This is a genomic window from Rhabdaerophilum sp. (assembly GCF_046092605.1).
GTDB lineage: Bacteria > Pseudomonadota > Alphaproteobacteria > Rhizobiales > Beijerinckiaceae > Rhabdaerophilum.
In genome coordinates this window covers 1-23,600 of record NZ_JBJTDY010000130.1, presented here as the reverse complement: position 1 = coordinate 23,600, position 23,600 = coordinate 1, and the positions used below count along the sequence as shown (strand labels likewise).

The 23,600-nt window shown below is 64.6% G+C and carries 24 protein-coding genes and 2 pseudogenes; 20 read left to right on the top strand and 6 right to left on the bottom strand.

Annotated elements, in window-relative coordinates:
* Window positions 1–27: 27 nt before the first annotated feature.
* The 6 genes and pseudogenes from ACKODO_RS10035 (at window position 28) to ACKODO_RS10010 (ending at window position 6,387) form a co-directional block, all read left to right on the top strand.
* Window positions 28–906 carry a branched-chain amino acid ABC transporter permease gene (locus ACKODO_RS10035; protein WP_408983298.1) on the top strand — a complete coding sequence of 293 codons (879 nt, stop codon included), beginning with the start codon at window positions 28–30 and terminating at the stop codon, window positions 904–906.
* On the top strand, window positions 903–1,940 hold the full coding sequence (locus ACKODO_RS10030; protein WP_408983297.1) for a branched-chain amino acid ABC transporter permease: 1,038 nt from the start codon (window positions 903–905) through the stop codon (window positions 1,938–1,940). The genes ACKODO_RS10035 and ACKODO_RS10030 overlap by 4 nt, the downstream gene beginning before the upstream one ends.
* A complete protein-coding gene (locus tag ACKODO_RS10025) occupies window positions 1,937–2,680 on the top strand; it encodes an ABC transporter ATP-binding protein (protein WP_408983296.1) in 744 nt (247 codons plus the stop codon). The genes ACKODO_RS10030 and ACKODO_RS10025 overlap by 4 nt, the downstream gene beginning before the upstream one ends.
* An 18-nt stretch (window positions 2,681–2,698) precedes the next feature.
* Window positions 2,699–3,436, top strand: coding sequence for an ABC transporter ATP-binding protein (locus ACKODO_RS10020; protein WP_408983295.1), 738 nt, complete (start codon window positions 2,699–2,701; stop codon window positions 3,434–3,436).
* Window positions 3,436–4,476, top strand: coding sequence for a Gfo/Idh/MocA family protein (locus ACKODO_RS10015; protein ID WP_408983294.1), 1,041 nt, complete (start codon window positions 3,436–3,438; stop codon window positions 4,474–4,476). Before ACKODO_RS10020 ends, ACKODO_RS10015 begins: the two co-directional genes overlap by 1 nt.
* A pseudogene (locus ACKODO_RS10010) lies at window positions 4,473–6,387 on the top strand (bifunctional sugar phosphate isomerase/epimerase/4-hydroxyphenylpyruvate dioxygenase family protein). Before ACKODO_RS10015 ends, ACKODO_RS10010 begins: the two are co-directional and overlap by 4 nt.
* A 9-nt stretch (window positions 6,388–6,396) precedes the next feature.
* Here the strand turns inward: ACKODO_RS10010 and ACKODO_RS10005 are convergent.
* Window positions 6,397–7,227, bottom strand: a complete 831-nt coding sequence (locus ACKODO_RS10005; RefSeq protein WP_408983307.1) for a shikimate dehydrogenase family protein — start codon at window positions 7,225–7,227, stop codon at window positions 6,397–6,399.
* A 132-nt stretch (window positions 7,228–7,359) separates the two neighbouring features.
* On the opposite strand from ACKODO_RS10005, the gene ACKODO_RS10000 reads away from it, so the two are divergent.
* Together ACKODO_RS10000 and ACKODO_RS09995 are read left to right on the top strand one after the other, a co-directional pair.
* Window positions 7,360–7,563 (top strand): hypothetical protein, encoded by a 204-nt coding sequence (locus ACKODO_RS10000; RefSeq protein ID WP_408983293.1) that lies wholly within the window; start codon window positions 7,360–7,362, stop codon window positions 7,561–7,563.
* The gene (locus ACKODO_RS09995; RefSeq protein ID WP_408983292.1) at window positions 7,553–8,209 is read left to right on the top strand and encodes a TetR/AcrR family transcriptional regulator; all 657 of its coding nucleotides are present in this window, start codon (window positions 7,553–7,555) and stop codon (window positions 8,207–8,209) included. Before ACKODO_RS10000 ends, ACKODO_RS09995 begins: the two co-directional genes overlap by 11 nt.
* Here the strand turns inward: ACKODO_RS09995 and ACKODO_RS09990 are convergent, their stop codons facing one another.
* Window positions 8,210–10,216, bottom strand: coding sequence for an acyl CoA:acetate/3-ketoacid CoA transferase (locus tag ACKODO_RS09990; RefSeq protein ID WP_408983291.1), 2,007 nt, complete (start codon window positions 10,214–10,216; stop codon window positions 8,210–8,212).
* Between the two features lie 174 nt (window positions 10,217–10,390).
* Here ACKODO_RS09990 and ACKODO_RS09985 point away from each other — a divergent pair, with 174 nt between their 5' ends.
* Together ACKODO_RS09985 and ACKODO_RS09980 are read left to right on the top strand one after the other, a co-directional pair.
* Window positions 10,391–10,660, top strand: a complete 270-nt coding sequence (locus ACKODO_RS09985; RefSeq protein ID WP_408983290.1) for a hypothetical protein — start codon at window positions 10,391–10,393, stop codon at window positions 10,658–10,660.
* Between the two features lie 6 nt (window positions 10,661–10,666).
* On the top strand, window positions 10,667–11,395 hold the full coding sequence (locus ACKODO_RS09980) for an HAD family hydrolase (RefSeq protein WP_408983289.1): 729 nt from the start codon (window positions 10,667–10,669) through the stop codon (window positions 11,393–11,395).
* 81 nt (window positions 11,396–11,476) lie between these two features.
* Here ACKODO_RS09980 and ACKODO_RS09975 read toward each other — a convergent pair whose 3' ends face one another.
* Together ACKODO_RS09975 and ACKODO_RS09970 are read right to left on the bottom strand one after the other, a co-directional pair.
* On the bottom strand, window positions 11,477–12,124 hold the full coding sequence (locus ACKODO_RS09975; protein ID WP_408983288.1) for a carbonic anhydrase: 648 nt from the start codon (window positions 12,122–12,124) through the stop codon (window positions 11,477–11,479).
* Between the two features lie 86 nt (window positions 12,125–12,210).
* A complete protein-coding gene (locus ACKODO_RS09970) occupies window positions 12,211–12,918 on the bottom strand; it encodes a DUF429 domain-containing protein (RefSeq protein ID WP_408983287.1) in 708 nt (235 codons plus the stop codon).
* A gap of 96 nt (window positions 12,919–13,014) precedes the next feature.
* Between ACKODO_RS09970 and ACKODO_RS09965 the strand changes: the two genes are divergently transcribed.
* Together ACKODO_RS09965 and mtgA are read left to right on the top strand one after the other, a co-directional pair.
* Complete coding sequence (locus ACKODO_RS09965) at window positions 13,015–13,899, top strand: HpcH/HpaI aldolase/citrate lyase family protein (RefSeq protein ID WP_408983286.1); 885 nt, start codon at window positions 13,015–13,017, stop codon at window positions 13,897–13,899.
* Window positions 13,896–14,534 (top strand): monofunctional biosynthetic peptidoglycan transglycosylase, encoded by a 639-nt coding sequence (gene mtgA, locus ACKODO_RS09960; RefSeq protein WP_408983285.1) that lies wholly within the window; start codon window positions 13,896–13,898, stop codon window positions 14,532–14,534. Before ACKODO_RS09965 ends, mtgA begins: the two co-directional genes overlap by 4 nt.
* A gap of 107 nt (window positions 14,535–14,641) precedes the next feature.
* Here mtgA and ppa read toward each other — a convergent pair whose 3' ends face one another.
* A complete protein-coding gene (gene ppa / locus ACKODO_RS09955) occupies window positions 14,642–15,175 on the bottom strand; it encodes an inorganic diphosphatase (RefSeq protein ID WP_408983284.1) in 534 nt (177 codons plus the stop codon).
* A gap of 153 nt (window positions 15,176–15,328) precedes the next feature.
* On the opposite strand from ppa, the gene ACKODO_RS09950 reads away from it, so the two are divergent.
* The 8 genes and pseudogenes from ACKODO_RS09950 to ACKODO_RS09915 form a co-directional block, all read left to right on the top strand.
* Complete coding sequence (locus ACKODO_RS09950; RefSeq protein ID WP_408983283.1) at window positions 15,329–16,051, top strand: fused DSP-PTPase phosphatase/NAD kinase-like protein; 723 nt, start codon at window positions 15,329–15,331, stop codon at window positions 16,049–16,051.
* 148 nt (window positions 16,052–16,199) lie between these two features.
* On the top strand, window positions 16,200–16,958 hold the full coding sequence (locus ACKODO_RS09945; RefSeq protein WP_408983282.1) for an aspartate/glutamate racemase family protein: 759 nt from the start codon (window positions 16,200–16,202) through the stop codon (window positions 16,956–16,958).
* Window positions 16,928–17,908, top strand: a complete 981-nt coding sequence (locus ACKODO_RS09940) for a LysR family transcriptional regulator (RefSeq protein WP_408983281.1) — start codon at window positions 16,928–16,930, stop codon at window positions 17,906–17,908. Before ACKODO_RS09945 ends, ACKODO_RS09940 begins: the two co-directional genes overlap by 31 nt.
* A gap of 263 nt (window positions 17,909–18,171) precedes the next feature.
* A complete protein-coding gene (locus tag ACKODO_RS09935; RefSeq protein ID WP_408983280.1) occupies window positions 18,172–19,071 on the top strand; it encodes an amino acid ABC transporter substrate-binding protein in 900 nt (299 codons plus the stop codon).
* Between the two features lie 85 nt (window positions 19,072–19,156).
* On the top strand, window positions 19,157–19,888 hold the full coding sequence (locus ACKODO_RS09930; protein ID WP_408983279.1) for an amino acid ABC transporter permease: 732 nt from the start codon (window positions 19,157–19,159) through the stop codon (window positions 19,886–19,888).
* Between the two features lie 3 nt (window positions 19,889–19,891).
* Window positions 19,892–20,584: an amino acid ABC transporter permease gene (locus tag ACKODO_RS09925; RefSeq protein WP_408983278.1), complete on the top strand. Its 693-nt coding sequence runs from the start codon at window positions 19,892–19,894 to the stop codon at window positions 20,582–20,584.
* Between the two features lie 15 nt (window positions 20,585–20,599).
* Complete coding sequence (locus ACKODO_RS09920; RefSeq protein ID WP_408983306.1) at window positions 20,600–21,331, top strand: amino acid ABC transporter ATP-binding protein; 732 nt, start codon at window positions 20,600–20,602, stop codon at window positions 21,329–21,331.
* Window positions 21,332–21,490: 159 nt separating this feature from the next.
* A pseudogene (locus tag ACKODO_RS09915) lies at window positions 21,491–21,943 on the top strand (integrase core domain-containing protein); the annotation flags it as partial.
* 472 nt (window positions 21,944–22,415) lie between these two features.
* Here ACKODO_RS09915 and ACKODO_RS09910 read toward each other — a convergent pair.
* Window positions 22,416–23,474 (bottom strand): DUF3300 domain-containing protein, encoded by a 1,059-nt coding sequence (locus tag ACKODO_RS09910; protein WP_408983277.1) that lies wholly within the window; start codon window positions 23,472–23,474, stop codon window positions 22,416–22,418.
* Between the last annotated feature and the right edge of the window lie 126 nt (window positions 23,475–23,600).

The following is a 23,600-nucleotide window of genomic DNA, read 5'->3' as shown; positions in this document are numbered from 1 at the left end:
CCCAGAAGTTCCCGGAGACGTAAAGCGATGGCCGAATTCATCGCCTATCTGATCGCGGGCCTCGCGACGGGTGCCATCTACGCGCTGGCCGCCATCGGCTTCACGCTGGTCTGGCAGACCTCGCAGACCATCAATTTCGCCCAAGGCGAATTCGTGATGCTCCCGGCGATCCTGATCCTCGCGCTGGTGAAACTCGCGGGCGCGCCGTTCTGGCTCGCGGCCGTGCTGGGTATCGCGCTGTTCATCGCGCTCTTCGGCTGGGGCTTCAAGGTCGCCATCGTCGACCCGATGATCCGGCATGGCGTGCTTCCCCTGGCGATCGCCACCATGGCGCTGGCGATCATCATGAAGGAGGGTGCGAAGGATGGCTTCTCGGCGGAAGCGCAGAGCTTCCCATCCCTGCTCCCGGCGCAGACGCTGAGCTTCATGGGGATTTCCCTCTCGCTGCAGCATGTGGCGATCATCATCGTGGCCTCGGTGGCGATCGGCGGGCTGCAATGGTTCGTTACCCGCACCCGCACGGGACGGCAGATGCAGGCGGCGGCGCAGAACCCGGGCGTCGCTCTCATCCTTGGCATTCGCGTGGCACGAATGGTGATGCTGACCTTCCTCATCAATGCGGGGCTGGCCGCGCTTGCTTCCGTGCTGATCTCGCCGATCTATCTTGCGAAATTCTCGAATGGCGAGGTCATCGGCCTCTTCGCCTTCATCGCGGCCATCGTCGGCGGCTTCAACCAGGTGCGCGGCGCGCTGGCGGGCGGGTTGATCGTCGGCGTGATCGACAGCCTCGCGGCGGCCTACATCTCGACCTCCTATCGCCTCGCGGTGCCGCTGGTGCTGCTGGTCATCATCATCCTCGTGAAGCCCGAAGGCCTGTTCGGCCGCAAGGAGGAGCGCCGCGTATGAGCGAGATCCCCTCTTTCACGGGCAATGCGCCCTCGCCCGCCCGCGCGTTCCGGAGACGCGCCGACGGTGTGCTGATCACTCTGGTGCTCGCGGCCGTGCTGCTCTGGTTCGCGCCGTCGGGCTTGGGGCGCTACGGCACCTATGTGCTCTCGCTCTGGCTGGTGACGGCCATCGCCGTGATGGGCCTGAACCTCACGCTTGGCCTTGCGGGGCTGAAGAGCCTCGCGCAGGCCGCCTTCATGGGCATCGGCGCCTATGCGACTGCCTTGCTCACCACCAAGCTTGGCATGGGCTGGCTGCCGGCCTTCGCGATTTCCGGTCTGCTGACTTTCGCGGTCGGCCTCGTGCTGGGCTTCCCGGCTTTGCGGGTGAAGGCGCATTACCTCGCCTTCGTGACCCTCGCCTTCTCCACGCTGGTCTGGCTGGTGCTCCGCAACGAGCAATGGCTGACAGGCGGCGTCTTCGGCCTTTCGAACATCCCGCGCCCCACCCTCTTCGGCACGAAATTCGACGGTCATCTCGCCTTTCATCGTTTCGTGGTGGTGGTCACGCTGATCCTCGCGCTGGCGCTCTGGTGGCTGATCCGTTCCCCCTGGGGCCGGGCTTTTCTGGCGCTTCGCGAGAACCCGGTGCGCGCTGCTTCGCTCGGCATCAACATCCGCAACTACACGCTCCTCGCCTTTGCCATCGGATCGGCCTATGCGGGCTTTGCTGGCGCGCTCTACGCGCCGCTGGTCGAGTTCATCGATCCCTCGCCCTTCGCACTTTCCGCCTCGTTCTTCCTGCTGCTGATGGTGGTGGCCGGCGGCTCCGGCTACCAGCTCGGGCCGTTCATCGGCGCGCTGCTGGGCGTGGTGCTGCCGGAAACTCTGCGCGCCACGGGCGGGCTTTATCTCATCCTCTTCGCGGCGATCGTCTTGGCTTTGCTGATCGCCTGCCCGCAGGGAATCATGGGCCTGCTCGAACGCGGCTGGAACGCCATCCGCCGCCGGCCGATGGGCCGGAACCTTCCCGTGAAGGAGGGCGCGCCGTGAAAACCGTTCTTCAGGTCGAGGGCGTCGCGAAGCATTTCGGCGGCATCCGCGCGGTCGAGGATGTGAGCTTCGACGTGCATGAGGGCGAGATCCTCGGCATTATCGGCCCCAATGGCTGCGGGAAATCGACGCTCTTCAACTGCATCCTCGGGCAATTGACGCCCACTTCGGGCCGCGTGCGGCTCGACGGGCAGGATGTCACCGGCTTCACTCCCGAGGAGATGAACAAACGCGGCGTGAGCCGCACCTTCCAGCTCCTGCAGGTCTTCCCCGAACTTTCGGTGCGCGAGAACCTCATCCTCGCAGGGCAGGAGCACAAGGGAACCATGCTCTCGCGCCTCTTCGGCCCGCGCGATGCGGGGCTGACGGCCGAAGCCGAGCGCATGATCGGCTTCTTCCGCCTCGGGCACCTCGCGGATGCGAAGGCGGGCGGCCTTTCCTACGGCCAGCAGAAGCTGCTCGATGCCGCCATGGCCTTCATGGCGGGCCCTCGCCTGGTGCTGCTCGACGAACCGGCGGGCGGCGTGAACCTCACCATGCTTGGCGACCTCAGGGAGCGGCTCAAGATGATGAATGCCGAGGCCGGCGCGACCTTCGTCGTCATCGAGCACAACATGGATTTCGTGATGAGCCTTTGCACCCGCGTGGTGGTGATGGCCGAAGGCAAGGTGCTCGCCATGGGCACACCCGCCGAGGTGCGCGCCAATCCGGCCGTCATCGAAGCCTATCTGGGGCATTGAGGCACGGAAGAGACCCCGATGAGCGACACGATCCTCGAACTCGAAGATGTGGTGGGCGGCTACGGTCGCATCACCATCCTCAACGGCACGAGCTTCAAGGTGAAGCGCGGCGCCATCACCACGGTGATCGGCCCCAATGGCGCGGGGAAATCCACGGTCTTCAAGGCGATCTTCGGCCTGCTGAACCTTTCTTCCGGCACCATCCGCTTCGAGGGCCGCGACATCACGCGCTGGCCGCCGAGGAGGCTTCTGGAAGCTGGCATCGTCTATGTGCCGCAGGGCCGGAACATCTTCCCCGAGCTTTCCGTGCGCCATAACCTGGAATTCGGCGCGGTGGCGGCCGGGCCGCATATCACGGACATGGAAAGCCGGATGGAGGCCGCGCTTGATCGCTTCCCCATGCTTCGCCAGAAGGCCGACAGGCAGGCCTCCACCCTCTCGGGCGGGCAGCAGAAGCAGCTTGAAATCATGCGCGGCCTGCTGCTCGACCCCAAGCTGATCCTGATCGACGAGCCCTCCATCGGCCTCTCGCCCCTTCTGGCGCAGGAGACCTTCGGCATCCTGAAGGACCTGCGAGCCAAGGGCGTCACCATCCTGATGGTGGAGCAGAATGCCCGCTCGGCGCTGGAAATCTCCGATGAAGGCCTCGTGCTGGAAACAGGCCGCGCCCGGCTGCAGGGTCCGGCACGGGATATCCTGCATGATCCGCGCGTGGCGCAGCTCTTCCTCGGCGGCACCATGGCGGAGGCACGCTGATGATGAGTGAATCGCCGGTCCGCCTGGCCGTGATGGGCGCCGGATTGATTGGCCGGCGCCATATCGAACATATCCTCGCCGAACCGAGCGCCGTGCTCCACAGCATCATTGATCCCGCGCCCGAGGCCCGCGCGCTGGCGGCCGAACGGGGTTGGCGATGGCAAGCCGGTTTCGATAGCTCCGACCCCGAAAAGGCGGATGGCCTGATCGTCGCCACGCCCAATGCGATGCATGTCGCCCACGGGCTCGCGGCAATCGAGGCGGGCATCCCCGTTCTGATCGAAAAGCCGCTCGCGGACACGCTTTCGGGCGCCGAACAATTGGTGGTCGCGGCGGAGAAGGCGGGTGTGCCGCTGGCCGTAGGCCATCATCGCCGCCATAACCCCATCATCACGCGCGCCAGGGCGAAGATCGCGGCGGGGGAACTGGGGCCGATTGTTGCCGTGCACGGCTTCTTCTGGATCGCGAAGCCGGATGATTACTTCAACGTGAGCTGGCGGCGCGAACCGGGCGCGGGACCGATCCTCATCAACCTCATCCACGAGATCGACCTCATCCGCCATCTCTGCGGGGAAATCACAGAGGTCTGGGCCATCAGCGCGAACCAGCAGCGCGGATTCGCGGTAGAGGACAGCGCCGCCGTGATGATGCGCTTCGCGAAGGGTGCGCTCGGCACCTTCACGCTCTCCGATGCCATCCCCTCGCCCTGGAGCTGGGAACTCACCAGCGCAGAGAACCCCGCTTATCCCGCGACAGGCGAAGCCTATCTGATGATCGGCGGGCGGGATGCCTCCCTCAGCCTGCCGCGGCTCGAAATCTGGCGGCACAAGCCAAAGAAAAGCTGGTGGCAGCCGATGGTTGGCGAGCGCGAAAGCCTTCCGCCCGTTGATCCCCTGCGCGCGCAGATCGCACAATTCTGCCGCGTCATCCGTCATGGCGAGCCGCCGCTCGTGCCCGGCCGCGAGGGTCTCGAAAGCCTTCGCGTCATCGAGGCGATCCGGCAGGCGGCCGCCACAGGCCAATCGGTGAGGCTCGCATGATCCCCTCTATCGCCACCGTCTGCATCTCGGGCAGCCTGCTCGAAAAGCTCGAGGTCATCGCGAAAGCCGGCTTCAAGGCGGTCGAGATTTTCGAGAACGATCTCATCGCCCATCCCGGCCCGCCGACCGAGCTGCGATTGATCTGCGAGGATCTCGGGCTCAAGATCGTCACCTGCCAGCCCTTCCGCGATTTCGAGGGAATGCCGGCCGCGCGCCGTGCCCGCACCTTCGATCGCGCGGAGCGCAAATTCGACCTGTTGCAGGAATTGGGCACGGACCTGCTCTTCGTCTGTTCCAGTCTCTCGCCGGAAGCGGAGGGCGGCATCCCGCGCCTCGCGGAGGATTTCGCCGAACTCGCCCAGCGCGCCGCCAGGCGCGGCCTGCGCGTGGGCTATGAAGCGCTGGCCTGGGGCCGGCATGTCTCGGATTATCGCGATGCCTGGGAGATCGTGCGGCGCGCGAACCAGCCGAATCTCGGGCTCATCCTCGACAGTTTTCACATCTTCTCGCGTGGCTTCGAGATCGAGAGCATCCGCAGCGTTCCGGGTGACCGCATCGCGCTGGTGCAGGTTGCCGATGCGCCGAGACTGCAGATGGATACGCTCTCCTGGAGCCGTCACTGGCGCTGCCTGCCGGGACAGGGCGATTTCGACCTGCCAGGCTTCCTCGATTGCCTGCTGGCAACAGGCTATCAGGGTCCCCTCAGCCTCGAGATCTTCAATGATCGCTTCCGCGCGGGCTCCGCGCGGCTGGTCGCGCGTGACGGGCATCGTTCGCTGCTCTGGCTGATGAACCAGGCCGAGAGGCGCTCCGGCAAGCGCGTGCCCGGTGCCGCGCCGATGCCGCCGGCGGCGCCCGTGCAATCCGTCGAGTTCATCGAATTCGCCGTGGACGAGGCCGCCAGAGGGGAATTCGAGGCGCTTCTGGCCGCGCTGGGTTTCTCGAAAACAGGCCAGCACCGCTCGAAGGATGTCGCGCTCTTCCGGCAGGGCGAGATCCGGCTCATCGTGAATTCCGACAAGGAGGGCTTCGCGCATTCCTATCAGATCACGCATGGCACCTCGGTCTGTGCGATGGCCCTGAAGGTGCCGGATGCGCGCGCGCTGATGGCACGCGCCCGCGCGCTCCTCGAAACGCCCCATGCCGGCGCGGTGGGGCCGGGGGGAACTCGATATCCCCGCCGTGCGCGGCCTCGGCGGCAGCCTGATCTATGTGATGGACGATGCCTTCGGACTCGGCCGCTGGGCCGAGATCGATTTTGAGCCCCTTGCCGCTGATGGCGCGGCCGATGCCGGGCTGTTTGCGGTCGATCACGTTTCCCAGACCATGCAATATGAGGAGATGCTGACCTGGCTGCTCTTCTAAACCTCGCTGCTGGAAGCGCGGAAAACGCCGAGCCAGGCCGTGGTGGACCCCGCCGGCGTGGTGCAGAGCCAGGTGATCGAAAGCGGGATTGGCGGAGCCGGCGAAGGCCTGCGGCTCGTGCTCAATGGCTCGCAGAGCCATTGCACGCTCTCCGCGCGCTTCGTGACGGATTTCTTCGGCTCGGGCGTGCAGCATATCGCGCTGAACACGCGGGATATCCGCCGCGCGGTGGCCACGTTGCGCGCGCGCGGCGTTTCCGTGCTGCCGATCCCCGAGAACTATTACGACGACTTCGAAGCCCGCGCCGACCTCTCCCCGCAGGAAATCGACGCGCTCAAGGCCATGGGCATCCTGTATGACCGCGATGAACACGGCACGTTCCTGCAGGCCTATACGACCACCCTGGAAGGCGGCTTCTTTTTCGAGATCGTGGAGCGCAACGGCTATGCCGGTTATGGCGCGGCGAATGCCGGCATCCGGCTCGCGGCGCAATCGCGACTGCGCTCTGCCGACGAGGAGATGATGATCGACGATCTCGCTCTGTAGGGTTTTCGCTCAGGTCGCGCCGGAAATGCGACGCAGGCTGGCGGAATCCGTCACCGGCAGGCCGAAGAAGGCAAGATAGGCCGGAATCTGCGCATAAAGCATGTCGATTCCGAGTTGGATCTTGTGGCCGCGCGCCTTGGCCGCGGCAAGGAAGGCGGTCTTCCCGCCCTTCATCACCACATCGCCGACGAAGGCCCCGGCAGGCAGGCTTTCCACCATGATCGGCATGGGATCGCCAGGCGACATGCCGAGTGGCGTCGCGTTCACGATGATGTCGCATCCCTCGGCATCTGCGCGTCCCGTTTCGATGCGAACGGCCGGATAATGCCGGGCGATGCGCTCCGCGAGCGCAATGGCCATGGCGGGGTTCGAATCGTGCAGGCGGATCATCGCCACGCCATGCGCGGCAAAAGCCGCGGCAATGGCCGAACCCACGCCACCTGCGCCGAGTATAAGCACGCTGCGACCGGCGATTGCCTCGCCCTTCTCTTCCATGGCGCGCACGAAACCCTCTCCATCGAACATGTCGCCCAGGAGCGAGCCGTCTGGGCGGCGCAAAACTGCGTTGCAGGAGCCCGCGATTTCCACATTCGGCGAAACCTCCGCAAGAAAATCCCGCACGCGGATCTTGTGCGGCATGGTGATGAGCGCGCCGTGCACATTCGTGAGCCGGAATAGGCCGGAGAAAACCGCGTCGAAATCCTCGGCCTTCAGGCCCATGGGAACCACCGCCATCTTCAGGCGGATGGAGGCGAAAAACGGATTATAGATCAGCGGCGCGCGAAAGCTTTCCGTCGGATAGCCGAGATGCAGGATAAGCCGCGATGTGCCGTCAAGCAGGTCTGTCACGAGGGGCCTCCGGACAAGCGAGCAGAATGAACCAAATGGTTCATTCGTCAAGCGGGGCTTGACCTTCAACCGGATTTCCGGGCTCATTCGCCCTCGATTTTTCAAGGCCCCTGCGAGGCGCCCATGCCCTTCCTGTTGGACATGCCCTTCCTGTTTAACATGCCCTTCCTGTTGGAAACGAAGGGCCTTGCTCCTTCTGCCTTTCAAATTCGCCAACGGAACAGGCAGGATAACGAGCCGCACGTCATGCCGACCGCTGCTCCAGCCCAGCCCGATACGGCGATTCCGATTTCGAACAGCCCGGTGAGCCCCGCCCATGGTCGTTGACGGCAAGACCAGCGCGCCGCGCTCGCATTCCTGGACGCAAGACCCTGAAGGCGTGAAGCGCAACATCCTCGCCGCAGCCCGCGAGGCCTTCGTGGAACATGGTTTCGCCGGGGCACGGGTCGATGACATCGCGGCGCGCACCGCGACCTCCAAGCGGATGATCTATTACTATTTCGGGGACAAGCGCGGCCTCTATGTCGCGGTGCTGGAGGGAGCCTATTCGGGCATTCGCGGACATGAGCAGCATCTCGACCTCACCATGCTGCCGCCGCGCGAGGCTTTGGCGCGGCTTGCCGGCGAAACCTTCGACTACCACGCGAACCACCCCGAATTCGTGCGCCTCGTGATGGACGAGAACATCCATTACGCGCGCCATATCGAGAAATCCGAGCGCGTGCAGGCGGTGAACCTCACCGCGCTTTCGACCATCCGCGCCATTTATGATCGCGGCGTGGGGGACGGCGCTTTCCGCGCGGGCCTGGAGCCGATCGAGATCCATCTCACGATCAGTGCGCTTTCATTCTACAATGTATCGAACCGTGCGACGATCCGCGCGCTGTTCGGCCATGACATGGGCAGCCCCGCCGCCCTTGCGAAACGCCGCGAGCAGGTGATCGAGACCGTGCTGCGCTTTGTCTCGCCCTGATCAGCTCTTGGTGCCGAGCCGCGCGCGGGCCTCGTCAACCGAATCATAGATTTGCGGAGCGGCACCGCGCGTCTGCAGGGCTGAGCCCAGCTTCATGCGCAGGAAGCCCGAAGTCGTGTAGCGCGTGACATTCGAATAGAAATCGCGCGTGAGGCTCGCGACCATCGCGGCATATTCGTCCATCAGGTCGTCGGGGATCGTGAAGTGATCATAATTGGCGATCGCCTTCACCCTGCGCCCCAACGGGCCGAGCATCCGGGTGACGGAGGCTCGGATTTCCTCGATCTCCGCGAGGGTTTTCAGGCTCAGCCGCTCGAAATTGATGAAGAACAGGTTCTCGGCCGCGTCATAGGAAAAGCGCCGCGCAATGGGGAGGGCAAGCATCGCATCGCGCAGGCCGAGCAGGTCTTCCCGGAAAAGGCGCTGATCCATCAGGCGCGGGTTCTTCACGATCGGGCGGAAGGCCATCCGCGCGAGGATGTCGCGGTCGAGGTCGATGCCCGGCGCGATCTCGATCACCTCCATGCCTTCCGGCGTGAGCTGCATCACGCAGCGCTCGGTGATGTAGAGCACGGGCTGGCCGCGCTTCAGCGCATAGGCGCCGGAGAAGGTGCGATGCTCCACCTCCTCCACGAATTTCGCCGTGCCGCCCTCCTTCAGGATGCGCAAGCCGGCATCGCTGATGGCGATTTCGGCTTCGCCAGCCGTGAAGGTGCCGACGAAATACACGGCCTTCGCGGTCTGGCTGATATTGATGAAACCGCCCGCCCCCGCGAGCCTCTGCCCGAATTTCGAAACGTTGAGGTTGCCGTGCCGATCGGCCTGCGCGAGGCCAAGAAAAGCCTGGTCCAGGCCGCCGCCATCGTAGAAATCGAACTGGTAGGGCTGGTCGATGATGGCCTGCGTATTCGTCGCGGCCCCGAAATTGAGACCCGAGGCGGGAATCCCGCCGACCACGCCCGGCTCGGCGGTGAGCGTCACGAGATCGACCACGCGCTCCTCCGCCGCCACCGCTGCGATGCCTTCGGGCATGCCGATGCCGAGACTGACGATCGCATTCGCCTGCAATTCCATCGCGGCGCGGCGCGCGATGATCTTGCGCGCACACATCGCCATGGGTGGAAGCTGATCCTGAGGGATGCGGATCTCACCGGCGAAGGCCGGGTCATAGGCGGTCGCGAAAGTCTGCATATGGTATTCGGGCTTCTCCGCCACCACCACGCAATCCACCATCACGCCGGGGATCTTCACCTGCCTCGGCGGCAGCGAGCCGCGCTCGGCCACGCGTTCCACCTGCACGATGACGAGACCGCCGGAATTGCGCGCGGCCATGGCGATAGCCAGGGCCTCCAGCGTCAGCGCCTCGCGCTCCATGGTGATGTTGCCATCGGGGTCGGCGGTCGTGCCGCGCAGCAGGGCGGCATGCACGGGAAAGGCCTTGTAGAACAGGAATTCCTCGCCCCCGATCTCCATGCGCGTGACGAGATCCTCCCTCGTCACGCTGTTGATCTTGCCGCCGCCGAACCGCGGATCAACGAACGTCCCGAGCCCGATGCGGCTCAAATGCCCCGGCTTCCCGGCGGCGATGTCCCGATAAAGCTGGGAAATCACGCCCTGCGGCAGGTTATAGGCCTCGATCTGCCCGGAAACCGCGAGCTGCTGCAGCTTCGGCACGAGGCCCCAATGCCCGCCCACCACACGCTTCACGAAGCCGGCATGGCCGAAATGGTTGAGCCCGCGCTCCTTGCCGTCGCCCTGCCCGGCCGCATAGAGCAGCGTGAGATCGCGCGGGCTTCCCACTCCATCGGGCGCCTCACGACCGCTGGCGAGGAAACGCTCTTCGAGGGCCACCGCGAGATTTTCGGCAAAGCCGATGCCGACGAAGCCGCCGGTTGCGACCGTATCGCCATCGCGGATCAGCGCCACCGCCTCTGCCGCCGAGACGATCTTGTGCCGCCCGCGCCCGTTTTCCGGTGCCGCGAGCTTGCCCAGCATTCCTCCCGCCATGGCTTCTCTCCCTCTTGCCAGGAAACGTGCCAGCCGGGGCGGAAAATGCAATCGCGAATTGGGCGCCATGCTCTCCGTTTGGAAAAGCCATGCGCTCCGTTTTGGAAAAGCGACGTCTCGCAGCATCCGAAAACGAAAAGGGCGTGCTATGCGAGAAGCGGGAGTCCTTTCCACATGACTGATCTCGCGCAAGACGACGCGCCGGAAGCGGCCATCCTCGCCCTTGACAGGAGCGACCGGACAGCTTCCGGGGCGATGCAGGAACCGGATGGCAATGCCGAGAATGCTTCTTGGGGTGCTTCTTGGGGTGCTTTTTGCCTCTTCGACCTCACGCTCGAGCCGCCGGTTGGCTCACCTAGGGGCATAAAGGCGGAGCCGATCCTCATGAAGGGCCACCTCATCAAAGGCCTCCTTATGAAAGGCCTCTTGGCACGGAGCATCTGACGATCCATGGTTGAAGCCACCCGCCGCCGCGCCATCCGCGCCATCCTCTTCGACAAGGACGGCACGTTGATTGACTTCCAGAGGAGCTGGGGCCCGGTTCTGCGCGAGGCCGCGCACCTTGCCGCACCGGGCGATTCCGCCCTTGCCCGCCGCCTGATGATGGCTGGCGGCATGGACCCGGAAACGCTGATCACCGCCGCGGATACGATCTTCGCGGCGGGAAATACCGCCGAGATCGCCGATCTCTTCCGGGAAAATGGCTCAAGGCTGCCGCGCGAGCCTCTGATTTCCGATCTCGACCGGATTTTCGTTGCCGCGGCGGAGCGCGGCGTGCCGGTCGTGCCGCTGCGTCCGCTTTTCGAGACGCTCTGCACGACCGGTTTCCGACTTGGCCTCGCCAGTTCCGACAGCGAGGCCGCGATCCGCCGCCTGCTGGAACTGGAGGGCATTGCCGATCTCGTGGAATTCGTCGCAGGCTATGATTCCGGCCATGGCGTGAAGCCCGAACCCGGCATGGCCCTTGGCTTCTCGGAAGCCCTCGGCCTTCCCACCAGCGCCATCGCGATGGTCGGTGACAACCGCCACGACATGCGCATGGGCCGCGCGGCGCGATGTGGCCTCTGCCTCGCGGTGCTCACCGGAACGGGCACGCCGGAGCGCCTTGCGCCGGAAAGCGATGCCGTGCTCGCGAGCATCGCCGAATTGCCGCGCTTCTTCTCCGAGCAGTCGATCTGACGGCATCAGGCCAACCGCTCGATCTCTTTCTTTCTCGAATCTTCTTCAGGCGAACCGGCGCCTGCCTTTTTTCCAAATGCTTCAAAGGGTGCGCAACAAGCCGGTCTGCACGTCGAACATCGCGCCGTGCAGCGCGAGCTGGCCGCGCCCATGCAGAATGTTCACGCAAGGGAAGGTCAGCATGTTCTCGATGGAATTGCGGATCGAGGCTACCGCGAGCCTTTCGGCATATTCCCGGTCGCCTTCCTTGTCCTGAGCTGGAAGCGATTCCGCCGCCGGGCTGATCAGCGTCATCCAGCGACCGATGAAATCGCCGGGCGAGAGCGCATCCTCCGCTGTCGGATTGCGCAGGCGGCGCACATAGGAATGCACGCCCCCGCAGCGGCCATGGCCCATCACCACGATGTGCCGCACCTTCAGCGCCTGCACCGCGAATTCGAGCGCCGCGGAGGTACCGTGCAACTCGCCATCTGGCGAGTAAGGCGGTACGAGGTTTGCCACGTTGCGCACCACGAACAATTCGCCCGGCCGCGCATCGAAGATGACCTCGGGCGAGACGCGGCTGTCGCAGCAGGCGATGACCATGATTTCCGGCTTCTGGCCGTTCTCCGCCATTTCCTCGAAGCGGGCGCGCTCGCGCGGCAGCCGCCCTTCGCGAAAGGTGTTGTATCCCTCCAGCAGGCGGGTGGGAAACTCGGCGGAAACAGGGGGACGCGGCGTTCCGGTCATGGAGCACCGGCTTCACCACGGATTTTTCCACCCGGCAAGCCTCGAAAGGCGCAGAGGGGGCATCAAAAAGGCTCAGACGGCGTCCTTCACGCCCAGATGGCGATCGGCAGGCCGAAGCGATCGCGCAGGGGTTGTGCCGGGTGCGGAACGGCCTCGCCCCGCGCATGGCGTTCCGCTGTCAGCCAGCAGGCCATGGCATCGAGGAGATCATCCGCGCCCGCGCCGGGAGGCGGTGCCGCCGCGAGCAGCGCCGGGGGAAGCCCTGCTTGCGCCAGCAGGCCAAGGCGCTCAGCCCGACCTTCGGGCAGTTTCTTCGGATGCGCCAGGGGCTCGCCCCTGATGCGCCGGAACACGAGTTCCGGATGTGTCTCAACCACGCTCTCCACCATGGCGGGCTGCGCGCGCAGGAAGCGATCGAGTTCGCGGATTTTCGGAAAGAGGTTGAAGCCCTGCTTCGCCACCTTCCGGGGCGGATCGGACGCCGCAAGTGCCTGCCGGCAGGCCTCGCCGTAATCCTCGGCCTCCACTGCGGCGCGGGCGGGAATGGAGAAGACGCTCGATTGCCTCTGGCCCAGCAGCGGGCGCACCGCCTTTTCCGGCGCGCGCCCCGAGCCATCGATCCGATCCGGCAAACCGATGGGCATGTCGATCGCGAGAGCCACGAGATCGGGCAGCGCGCGCTCGAGTTCGACAAGCGTGGCAAAGACATGGAACCGGAAGGCTCCATCCGGCGTTTCGCGCCAGATTGTCATCCAGCCCGCCCGGCAACCATCCACGCCCGCAATCCGGTTCATCTGCCCTTCCACGCCATTTGACCTTGCCTTCGAGGCCCCATGCATGCCTACGCTGCGAAAGCCGAACCCGGTTTATCGTTTCTGCAGAGAACTGCCATGTTGTCGCTGCCCGCCGCCCCCCGCCCCTTCCGCTCCGTCCTCTATGTTCCCGCCACGAATGAGCGGGCGCTTGCCAAGGCCGCGACGCTGGCCTGCGATGCGGTGATCCTCGACCTCGAGGATGCCGTCGTGCGAGAGTGGAAGGGACGGGCACGCATGATCGCGCGCAGCTTGCTGGAAATCCGGCATTTCGGCGCGAAGCCCGTCATCGTGCGGGTCAATGGCTTCGCGCAGGACGCGGACAATGCCGATCTCGCCGAGGATCTCGCGGTCATCCTCCCGGCCGTGCCATATGCGGTTCTCTTCCCGAAGATTCGCTTCGCGGCGGATGCGGTGCGAGCGGTGCAGGCCATGGCCGCGAGCCTCGCGCCGGATGCGGTTCGGCTGTGGCTGATGATCGAGACCCCGCAGGCCGTGCTGGACGCGGCGGCCATTGCGAGCCTTGCCGCCCACGAAGGCGCGAGGCTGGAAGCTCTCGTGCTCGGCACCAATGATCTCGCCAAGGAAATGCGGCTCACGCCAACGCCATCGCGGCTGGCGCTTCTGCACGCGCTCTCGAGCGTGCTGCTGGCGGGCCGCGCCTATGGGCTCACGGTGCTCGATGGGGTGTTCGGCGATCTTTCGAATGCCCAGGGCTTCGAAAGCGAGGCTTTGCAGGGCCGGGGCCTTGGCTTCGATGGCAAGACCTTGATCCATCCGGGGCAGATCGAGCCCGCGAACCGCATCTTCTCGGCCTCGGATGCCGAGCGGTCGGAAGCCCTGGCCATCGTGCAGGCCTTCGAAGCGCCCGCCAATGCAGGCAAGGCGGTTCTGGTGGTGAACGGACAGATGGTCGAACGCCTGCATTATGAGCAGGCATTGCGGATTCTGACGAGCGGATGAGGCTTCTCCGACGGCTCCTTCTCGCGCTGCTCCTTGCCTTCGTGGCGAGCCTCGCGCTTGGCCGTTTCCTGCCCGTCGCATCGACCCTGATGATCGGCCGATGGATGACCTTCCAGCCGGTCGAGCGCGACTGGGTGCCGCTTTCCAGCATTTCACCTACGCTCCCCCGCGCGGTGATCGCCTCGGAGGACCAGCGCTTCTGCAGCCATTGGGGCGTGGATTTCGTGGAGTTGCGGGCCGTTCTCGAAGAGGAGGAGGGACCCGGCCGCGGAGCCTCGACCATCACGATGCAGGTGGCCAAGAACCTCTATCTCTGGCCGGGGCGCAGCTACATCCGCAAGGGGCTCGAACTGCCGATCGCGCTGCTGATCGACACCATCTGGGGCAAGAAACGGGTGATGGAGATCTATCTCAACGTGGCGGAATGGGGCGAGGGGATTTTCGGCGCGGAGGCTGCCGCCCGGCATTACTTCCGCAAGCCCGCGAGCGCGCTGAACGCTGCCGAAGCCGCGCGACTGGCTTCCGTTCTGCCCAACCCGATCCTGCGCGATGCCGGGCGTGCGAGCACCGCCTCCCGCCGCGTGCTCGGGCGGATGGGCTTTGTCGGCGATCTCACCGCTTGCGTGGAAGGCTGATGAGAGCGGAGTCCGATCTGATGGAATGAGGCCGTCCGCTCTCATTCCTGATTGTTTGATCGCATTTTCTTCGACCAACCGGTATCCAATGGATCGAAAAAAATGCTCTATTTTGCCGACTTGGCGCGCTCGACCGCTTCCGTGATGAGCTTCCTCGCCATGGCGGCATCGCCCCAGCCCTTCAGCTTCACCCATTTGCCGGGTTCGAGATCCTTGTAGTGCAGGAAGAAGTGCTCGATCTGCTTCCAGCTGATCTCGGGCAGATCCGTGTAGTTGTGCACATGCGCGTAACGCTGCGTCAGCCTGGGGGAGGGCACGGCGATGATCTTCTCGTCCCCGCCGCCGTCATCTTCCATGACGAGCACGCCGATGGGGCGCACATTGATGACCGCACCGGCGATGATCGGGCGGGTATTGGCCACGAGCACGTCGATCGGGTCGCCATCTTCCGAGAGCGTATGCGGCACGAAGCCGTAATTGCCGGGATAGCGCATCGGGGTGTAGAGGAAGCGGTCGACCACGATGGTGCCAGCCTCCTTGTCCATCTCGTACTTGATGGGCTCGCCGCCGATCGGCACTTCCACGACGACATTGATATCCTCGGGCGGGTTCCTGCCGATGGCGATGGCGTCGAGTCTCATGGGAGCAGCTCCGGAGCAGGCGTCACGATTTCTGGCTCTCTATCGATCCCGCCGCATCGCAGCAAGACGGACCATTGAATAAGGCCAATGCGGAAGGGCCGCACGCGCCGCCCTGTTTTGCAAAGCCGCGCGAGCGATGCTATCCGCATCGCCATGTCCGGCCAGGAATCCAGCGAAGTCCTCGTCAATACGCGCCTCCTGAAGCGTGAGGCCCGCTGGAACCGGCCGATCGGATCGTTCCGCGAGCGTGTGCGCGCCTGGGCGGACCTTCTGGTGGTCGATCATGGCGTGCTGCGCCTGTTTCATCTCAACCGGCATCGCGTGGGGGAGGGGGTCTGGCGCTCGGCGCAGCCTTCTCCGCGCGATCTTGCGCGACTCAAGGCCAGGGGGCTGCGCACCATCGTGAACCTGCGTGGCGGACGCGCGCATGGCGCATGGCAACTGGAGAAGGACGCGGCGGAACGCCTTGGCCTGACGGTGGTCGATCTTGTCCTGCGTTCGCGCGAGGCGCCGGATCGTGAGACGCTTCTCGCCCTGCCCGGCTTTTTCGCGAGCCTCGAATATCCCGTGCTCGCGCATTGCAAATCAGGTGCGGATCGGGCGGGGCTCTTCGCCGCTCTCTACCTTCTCGTGGTCGAGGGCGCGGATTCGAGGCGCGCCATGCAGGAACTGACGCTGCGGAAGCTGCATTTCCGTTATGCGCAGGCGGGCATTCTCGATGCCTTCCTCGAGGCCTTCCGCGATGAGGGCGAGGCGAAGGGCAAGAGCTTCCTGCAATGGGTGCAGGAGGATTACGACCCTGCACGGCTGGCCCGGGAATTCCGGCCCCGCCCGGTTTCGAGTCTCATCGCCGATCGCCTGCTGCGCCGCGAATAACAGGCCGGGGCGGGCCGCGCACCGCAGGCTGATGCAGCCATCCATCACAGCCCTCTGATGCATCCATTGCATCATGCGAAATTCGCATAACCATCGGGCCAGTGCCGGAATAAACTCATCCCCAGTTCAATGACGGGCGGGAAGAGCCATGGCGGTTCGGCGCATGATCGGGGTGCTGGGAGGAATGGGGCCGTTGGCGACCGTGGATTTCATGCAGAAGATCATCCATTTGACCCCCGCGGAACGCGATCAGGACCATATCCCCATGGTCGTGGTCTCGGTGCCTCAGATCCCGGATCGCGCGACCGCCGTGCTCGCGGGCACGGATGACCCGTTCCCCGGCATTCTCTCGGCTCTGCGCATGCTCGAGCGTGCCGGGGTGGAACTGATCGTCATCCCCTGCAACACCGCGCATGCCTGGTTCGACCGTCTCGCGGCCTCAACGGACGTGGAACTCATCCACATGGCGGATGCGGTGCGCCGCCGCATCGGCTCCATGGAGGGCCGCGTTGCGCTCATGGCGACCGAAGGCACGGTGCGCGCGGGCTTCTACCCGCGTTATCTCTGTGGCGAGAACCGCGCCGTCTTCGCCCCGCCAAAGGGGATCCAGGGCCTCGTCAACCGCGCGGTTGCTGCGGTGAAGGCCGCCGATCTCGGCCTCGCCCGCGCAGTGATGGAGGAGGCCGCAACCGCGCTGCTGGCGGATGGCGCGACGCATCTGCTGCTCGCCTGCACCGAACTCCCCATCGCGGTGGCCGGCGCGAGTTTCGAGGCGCGCTGCCTCGATGCCACGCGCTGCCTCGCGGAATATTGCATCGCCTGGTCGACAGGCGGGCTGCCCGGTTCCGTCACGACAAACCCACCGGAGGACGGATCATGGACATCCGATGGCTCCAGGATTTCCTGAGTCTCGCCGAGGCCGGGAGCTTCACCGTGGCGGCCGATGCGCGCCATTCCTCGCAGCCGGCGCTGAGCCGCCGCATCCAGGCGCTGGAAGCTTGGCTGGGCGTCGAACTCATCGACCGCTCGCGCTATCCCACGACACTCACGCCCTCGGGCAAGATCTTCCGCGCGCATGCGGCGGACATGATCAAGAAAATTCTCGATTCCCGTGCCGAATTGCAGGGGGAGCCGACGAGTGGAAGCGAGCAGATCACCTTCGCCTTGCCCCATGCGCTGGCGATCTCCCGATTCCCCGTCTGGTGGAAGGAATGGCAGGATGATGCCAACCGCCCGGTCTGCCGTTTGCTTGCGGCCAATGTGCACGATGCCGTCACGGCTTTCGTGGCGGGCCGGGCGGATGTGCTGATCTGCTTCCACCACGCGCAGCAGCCGATCTTCCTCGATCCCGAGCGCTATGATCGCGTTTCGCTCGGCACCGAATGGCTGAAGCCCTATTCCGCCGCGCGGCAGGGCCAGCCGACCTGGCGGCTGCCGGGCACCTCGCGCAACCCGGTTTCGCTGCTGAGCTATTCGAGCGGCGCTTTCCTGGGGCGCATGGTCGATCTCATCCGCCAATCCGCGCCCGAGCACCTCCATGCACATCCTGCATTCGAGAGCGATCTCGCGGATGTGCTGCTGGGCCTGGCGATTAAGGGCCATGGCGTCGCCTGGCTGCCCGAGGGCACGGCGGAGAAGGCGGTGAGCGAAGGCAAGCTTCGCCTTGCGGGCGATGATCGCTGGGCGCTGCCGATCACGGTCTATGCCTATCGTGATCTCGCCCATGCCCGCTCCGCCGTGGTGAAGCTGATGGCTACCCTGCAGCGCCGCGCCCAGCGCATGATCGCGCAAGCCGAGCGCGGCCCTCAACCCATCGGAGCCCTGCGCGACGAAATGATGCGCGGAGGCGGGGCATGAACGGTCCTTCGCCCCTCGCAACCCATATCACGCGAGCCCTCCTGCCAGGTTTTTGGCGGATCGGCCATATCCCCATGCACATTTCGCATTGGCAAGGGGCCTCCAAGCCGACCTATCGTTTTGCTGCCAGCCCGGGCAAGCCTGCGCGCCGAACCCGCCTCCAAGACCCGCGAGGGCGGATCAACCGCCCCGCACCTGCGAAGACGACGAAGACTTACCGGCCCAGCGAACGGGCCACGACTTTCAAAATAGGGAGAAAAGAAATGAAGAAACTGGCATTTGCCGTGGCCCTTCTGGTCACGCCGGGCCTCGCCTCGGCCCAGACCCTCACGGGCACGCTGAAGAAGATCAAGGAAACCGGCAGCATCACGCTGGGGCATCGCGAAAGCTCGGTGCCGTTCTCGTATATCGACGACAAGGCCAAGGTCATCGGCTACGCGATGGACATCTGCATGAAGATTGTCGACGCGGTGAAGGCCGAACTGAAGATGGACAAGCTGGAGGTGAAGCTCGTGCCGGTCACTTCGGCCACGCGCATCCCGCTCATCGCGAACGGCACCATTGATCTCGAATGCGGCTCGACCACCAACAATGCCGAGCGGCAGAAGCAGGTGGCCTACACCAATACGCATTTCCTCACAGCCTCGGCCTTCGTGTCGAAGAAGGCGAACAACCTGAAGAAGATCGATGACCTCAAGGGCAAGACGGTGGTTTCCACCGCCGGCACCACGAACATCAAGCAGGTGGTGGAAGCCAATGCCGCGCGCAATCTCGGCTTGACCGTGATCCCCGCCAAGGACCATGCGGAAGCCTTCCTGCTCGTCGAGCTCGATCGCGCCGCCGCCTTCGTGATGGACGACATCCTGCTCGCGAGCCTTGTTGCTTCCTCGCGCGATCCCTCGCTCTACCAGCTCTCGGACGAGGCCTTCTCGCTGCCCGAGCCCTATGGCATCATGCTGCGCAAGGATGATGCCCCCTTCAAGGCGCTGGCCGACAAGGCGACCGCTGCCTTCTATCGCAGCGCGGAAGGCATGCAGACCTACGCGAAGTGGTTCCAGAGCCCCATTCCGCCCAAGGGCCTGAACCTCAATGTGCCGATGAACGAGAAGATGAAGAAGGTCTTCTCGAACCCGACAGATTCGCCGGACCCGGCGGCCTATTGATCGCGTCCGCCATCCATCCGGATCGACGCGAGAGGTGCGCGCAGACTCCCCGCTGCGCGCACCGCTTTTGGGGAGGAGGGGACACATGAGCTACCATTGGAACTGGGGCATCTTCTGGGAGATGTCGCCGGAGGCCACCGGCACCTATCTCGACATGCTGCTGTCGGGCCTGCGCTGGACCATCGCCACGGCGCTTCTCGCCTGGTTGGTCGCGCTGATCTTCGGTTCGATCGTCGGCGTGATGCGCACCCTGCCGGGCCGCATCGTGGGCATGCTCGCCTCGGCCTATGTTGAATTCTTCCGCAACATCCCGCTGCTGGTGCAGCTCTTCCTCTGGTATTTCGTGCTGCCGGAATTGCTGCCGAAAGCCGCTGGCATGTGGCTGAAACAGCTGCCGAACGCGCCATTCTGGACCGGCGCCATCGGCGTGGGACTCTACATGTCCGCCCGCATCGCCGAACAATTGCGCGCGGGCATCAAATCCCTGCCGCGCGGGCAGGCCATGGCAGGCATGGCTCTCGGGCTCACCCCTTTCCAGACCTATCGCTACGTGCTGCTGCCGATGGCCTATCGCATCATCATGCCGCCGCTGACCTCGGAAGCGCTGAACACCGTGAAGAACACCTCGGTGGCCTTGACCATCGGCCTGATGGAACTCACGGCCCGTGCCCGCGCCATGCAGGAATTCTCCTTCCAGGTGTTCGAGGCCTTCACGGCGGCGACGATCCTCTACCTCCTGCTCAATGCGGTGGTGGTGTTCGGGATGCGTCGGCTCGAGAAATCCATCGCCGTGCCCGGCTACATCGCGGGGAAATGAGCTATGATCAGCGGGTTTGATTTCGACGTCCTCTGGCGCTCGCTGCCCTATCTTTTCCGGGACGGAATGAGCTTCACGCTCATGCTGACCGCGCTTTCGGCGCTCGGGGGCCTCGTGCTTGGCACCTTGCTCGCGCTGATGCGCCTTTCGAACATGAAGGTGCTGGGCGCCATCGCCACCGGCTATGTGAACCTGATGCGATCCCTGCCGCTCGTGCTGGTGATCTTTTGGTTCTATTTCCTGGTGCCCTATCTCGGACAGATCATCACCGGATCGGAGCGGCCAATGGTGGTGGGCGCTTTTTCCTCGGCGCTCATCACCTTCACGCTCTTCGAGGCCGCCTATTTCTCGGAGATCATGCGCGCGGGCATCCAGTCCATTCCGAAAGGGCAGGTTTCGGCGGGCTATGCCCTGGGCCTCACCTACCGGCAGGTCACGAGCTACATCGTGCTGCCGCAGGCCTTGCGGAACATGCTGCCGGTGATCCTCACCCAGACCATCGTGCTCTTCCAGGATACGTCGCTGGTCTATGTGCTCTCGATCACCGATTTCCTCGGCGCGGCCTCGAAGGTCGCGCAGCGCGACGGGCGTCTCATCGAGATGTATCTCTTCGCGGCCCTCGTCTACTTCGTGATCTCCTTCGCTGCCTCGCGCCTCGTGCGCGCGCTTCAGGCGAAAACCGCCATCATCCGTTGAGGTTCATCCATGCCGATGATCGATATCCAGGCCGTCAGCAAATGGTACGGGCCACAGTTCCAGGTGCTGAAGGATTGCACGACCGCGGTTCAGAAAGGGGAGGTGGTGGTGGTGTGCGGGCCCTCGGGTTCGGGCAAGTCCACCCTCATCAAATGTGTGAACGCGCTGGAGCCGTTCCAGTCCGGCGCGATCCATGTCGATGGGATCAGTCTTCAGGACCCCTCGACCAATCTGCCGAAGCTGCGCGCGCGCATCGGCATGGTGTTCCAGCACTTCGAGCTGTTCCCGCATCTGAAGATCACCGAAAACCTCTGTCTCGCGCAGGAAAAGGTGCTGGGCCGAAGCCGCGATGAAGCCATGGCGAAGGCGAAGGCCCTGCTGGAGCGTGTGGGGCTGGAGGCCCATTCCCACAAGTTCCCCGGCGAGCTCTCCGGGGGCCAGCAGCAGCGCGTCGCCATTGCCCGCGCGCTGGCCATGGACCCGATCGCCATGCTCTTCGACGAGCCGACCTCGGCGCTCGACCCCGAGATGATCACCGAAGTGCTGGATGTGATGGTGGAGCTTGCCCGCGAGGGCATGACCATGATGGTCGTGACGCACGAGATGGGCTTCGCCCGCAAGGTCGCGCATCGCGTGATCTTCATGGACAAGGGCGAGATCATCGAGGATCGCCCCAAGGACGAGTTCTTCGGTACGCCGCGCAGCGAGCGCGCACAGACCTTCCTCTCGAAGATCCTCGCGCATTGAGCCGTGCCAACGAGGCCCTGCAAATGAGAGAGGCTGCGAGGGCAGCGTTTCTCAAGCCTGATTGTTGCTGGGAAGAGACTGGAGCGGGTGAAGGTTGCTTTGACCCCTTCGATGTCCTCCAGATGAGTCCAGAGTCCGGACCGCAGGAAGGACCGGACCATGAAGCGATCGAGGTTTACGGAAGAGCAGATCATCGCCGTTCTGCGCGAGCAGGAAGCAGGCATTGCGACGGTGGACCTGTTCCGCAAGCACAGCATCAGCAGCGCGACGTTCTACGCCTGGAAGGCGAATGCACGCTGGTCCATCGACTTTGTCCACGACCAGTTCGGCTCAGGCCGGCGCTTGCGCATCCTCAACGTCATCGATGACGTCACGAAGGGGTGCCTTGCGGCGATCCCGGACACCTCGATCTCGGGGCGGCGCGTGGCGCGCGAGCTTGACGCCATCATCGCCAGCCGAGGCAAGCCCATGCAAAATGGCATCTGCGAGGCCTTCAAAGGCCGCATGCGCGATGAACTCTTTAACGAGACGATCTTCTACGACCTCGACCACGCGCGATCCGTGCTCGCCAGACGGGTCGCCAGCGACAACCCGCGACGCCCGCATTCGGCGCAAAGCACTGTCTGACTGATCTTGATCACAACGGCGTTCGAGCAGACTTTGGTGCTGACCCGATGCGTGGAGCAGCTTCCGAGCCCCGACCTCTTTCGGGCATGGCTCAATGCTGCCGCGAGGCGGTCAGCACCTTTTCGGCCATGCGCCGCGCCGGCCAGCGCGCCGACCTTCAGATCATCAGCCGCCCGGCGGCGAAGGCGATCATTTCGCGCAGGATATCGGCGTCAGGGGTCTTCTGGAGGGGCGTGCGCAGGTTCATCCTCTCGTCGGTCACTGGTTGTCCTCAGATTCGCTTGGTTCTCTCAAACCCGAATCTTGCCCCAAAACCGATCAATGGCCACCACCATCAGCCCGCCTTGCTAAAGTGCTGTTGAGGGCGGGCCGCTGGGATGATGGCTCTATCGAGCGACACCCTCACAAGAGGACGGGACCGTGCCGCGTAAAGAGCCTTTATTGTTCAAGCCATAGGCTAAGATCTTGTCCGGTCGAGAGGCTGAGGCCGCGCGGGAGGACGCTGTTGCGGACGGGCTGCGGGACGCTCGGGCCGGGTCTCGGGACGCTGCGGGCGCGTTTCCGGACGGGCCGGACGGTTCGGGCGGGTTTCCGGACGCTGGGGCCGGCTTGACGGTCTCTCAGGCCGCACGTTTGGCCTGTCCGGGCGCACGTTTGGCCTGTCCGGGCGGTTAGGCCGATCGGGCCGGTTCGGTAACGACGGGCGGTCGCCGGGGCGGTCGGGACGCCAGGCGACCGGTGGACGAACGCCCGGACGGCCAGGGCCAGGCTGCCAGTTCGGCGGCGGTGGATGCCATACGGGCCGGTACACCCAAACCGAATTCCAGCGGCGGTTGTTCCAGCCCCAGCGATTGTTCCAGCTCGATCCGACCAGCACACCCACGCCGAAGGCGAGCGCCACGGACACGGGCGAAACGAACACGGCGGCCGGATCGTAGAACGGCACATAGATGCGCACCGGGTTGGCCGGTGCGATGTAGATGATCGGCTGGTTGTTCTCCTTGCGCACCGTGACAACCTGTTGCGGTGTGGTCTTGAGGTTACCAAGATCTCTGGCCTTGGCGCGCAGCAACTGGATCGTCGCCGCCACATCCTCCGGCTGCAGGGCGAAGGCCATGCCAACCGACTGCGACCAGTCCAGGTTGCGGGCAAGAAGCTCGATCACTTCGGCGAACCGCGACAGTGCCTTGACGGACGGGTCCCAGTCCTTGGCGTCGATCTCCGTGAAGTTCCGCCGCTCCACAGCCTTCGGATTGTTCACGATCCACAGATCGGCTTCATCAACCTGCGTGGGGAATGTGGCGGCCTGCAATGTGAGCGCCAAGAGCGGATCGGGAAACAGGGCGATCGGAGCCAGGAGATATTCGAGGTCGCCGATGCTGTAGACAGGCTTCGCCGGCACGGCAGGCTCGGCTGTGGGCGCGCCTGCCGTGGTCGTCTCGTCCGGCGCAGCCGCCTGCAGGGTCTCCGCGAAGACCGGGTAAACGACCGAAGTCCAGGAGAACAGGATGATCACGGCGACCCTGATCCATGCGCCACCGCAGAGCGATAGCAAAGATGATCTTGTGTTCATGTGAGAAAACCTCCGTGCCCCGGCGCCATTCTGGTTCGCAAGCCGTCATTACCATTTCAAAGCGGCGGC

Coding starts and splice junctions, on each gene's coding strand:
- ACKODO_RS10035 (WP_408983298.1), top strand. CDS start 28: ATGGCCGAATTCATCGCCTATCTGATCGCGGGCCTCGCGACGGGTGCC.
- ACKODO_RS10030 (WP_408983297.1), top strand. CDS start 903: ATGAGCGAGATCCCCTCTTTCACGGGCAATGCGCCCTCGCCCGCCCGC.
- ACKODO_RS10020 (WP_408983295.1), top strand. CDS start 2,699: ATGAGCGACACGATCCTCGAACTCGAAGATGTGGTGGGCGGCTACGGT.
- ACKODO_RS10015 (WP_408983294.1), top strand. CDS start 3,436: ATGATGAGTGAATCGCCGGTCCGCCTGGCCGTGATGGGCGCCGGATTG.
- ACKODO_RS10000 (WP_408983293.1), top strand. CDS start 7,360: ATGCCCTTCCTGTTGGACATGCCCTTCCTGTTTAACATGCCCTTCCTG.
- ACKODO_RS09995 (WP_408983292.1), top strand. CDS start 7,553: ATGGTCGTTGACGGCAAGACCAGCGCGCCGCGCTCGCATTCCTGGACG.
- ACKODO_RS09990 (WP_408983291.1), bottom strand. CDS start 10,216: ATGGCGGGAGGAATGCTGGGCAAGCTCGCGGCACCGGAAAACGGGCGC.
- ACKODO_RS09985 (WP_408983290.1), top strand. CDS start 10,391: ATGACTGATCTCGCGCAAGACGACGCGCCGGAAGCGGCCATCCTCGCC.
- ACKODO_RS09980 (WP_408983289.1), top strand. CDS start 10,667: ATGGTTGAAGCCACCCGCCGCCGCGCCATCCGCGCCATCCTCTTCGAC.
- ACKODO_RS09975 (WP_408983288.1), bottom strand. CDS start 12,124: ATGACCGGAACGCCGCGTCCCCCTGTTTCCGCCGAGTTTCCCACCCGC.
- ACKODO_RS09970 (WP_408983287.1), bottom strand. CDS start 12,918: ATGAACCGGATTGCGGGCGTGGATGGTTGCCGGGCGGGCTGGATGACA.
- ACKODO_RS09965 (WP_408983286.1), top strand. CDS start 13,015: ATGTTGTCGCTGCCCGCCGCCCCCCGCCCCTTCCGCTCCGTCCTCTAT.
- mtgA (WP_408983285.1), top strand. CDS start 13,896: ATGAGGCTTCTCCGACGGCTCCTTCTCGCGCTGCTCCTTGCCTTCGTG.
- ppa (WP_408983284.1), bottom strand. CDS start 15,175: ATGAGACTCGACGCCATCGCCATCGGCAGGAACCCGCCCGAGGATATC.
- ACKODO_RS09950 (WP_408983283.1), top strand. CDS start 15,329: ATGTCCGGCCAGGAATCCAGCGAAGTCCTCGTCAATACGCGCCTCCTG.
- ACKODO_RS09945 (WP_408983282.1), top strand. CDS start 16,200: ATGGCGGTTCGGCGCATGATCGGGGTGCTGGGAGGAATGGGGCCGTTG.
- ACKODO_RS09940 (WP_408983281.1), top strand. CDS start 16,928: ATGGACATCCGATGGCTCCAGGATTTCCTGAGTCTCGCCGAGGCCGGG.
- ACKODO_RS09935 (WP_408983280.1), top strand. CDS start 18,172: ATGAAGAAACTGGCATTTGCCGTGGCCCTTCTGGTCACGCCGGGCCTC.
- ACKODO_RS09930 (WP_408983279.1), top strand. CDS start 19,157: ATGAGCTACCATTGGAACTGGGGCATCTTCTGGGAGATGTCGCCGGAG.
- ACKODO_RS09925 (WP_408983278.1), top strand. CDS start 19,892: ATGATCAGCGGGTTTGATTTCGACGTCCTCTGGCGCTCGCTGCCCTAT.
- ACKODO_RS09920 (WP_408983306.1), top strand. CDS start 20,600: ATGATCGATATCCAGGCCGTCAGCAAATGGTACGGGCCACAGTTCCAG.